This window comes from Bacillus sp. SIMBA_031, assembly GCF_046535225.1.
GTDB lineage: Bacteria > Bacillota > Bacilli > Bacillales > Bacillaceae > Bacillus > Bacillus velezensis.
This window is the reverse complement of the sequence record NZ_JAWRXC010000646.1, coordinates 1-239: the sequence shown is the minus strand read 5'-3', so window position 1 is coordinate 239 and position 239 is coordinate 1. Positions and strand designations below refer to the sequence as shown.

The window sequence follows — 239 nt, the reverse complement described above, 5'->3', positions numbered from 1 at the left end:
GCACGTCGCGGACACCCACGATTTGATCCGCGTCCAAGGCGCGCGGGAAAACAACCTGAAGGACATCAGCATTGAGATCCCCAAACGAAGGTTGACGGTTTTCACCGGAGTTTCGGGCTCGGGTAAGAGTTCATTGGTCTTTGCGACCATCGCCGCGGAGTCGCAGCGAATGATTAATGAGACCTACAGTTCATTCGTCCAGGGATTCATGCCTTCTTTGGCCCGCCCGGACGTTGACC

Annotated in this window: 1 protein-coding gene; it reads left to right on the top strand. The window is 56.1% G+C overall.

The window, feature by feature from the left end; translation table 11 throughout:
• Nucleotides 1-22: 22 nt before the first annotated feature.
• Nucleotides 23-239: nSTAND1 domain-containing NTPase (locus tag SB724_RS21670; RefSeq protein WP_486304067.1), on the top strand; the 217-nt coding region annotated here is incomplete at its 3' end.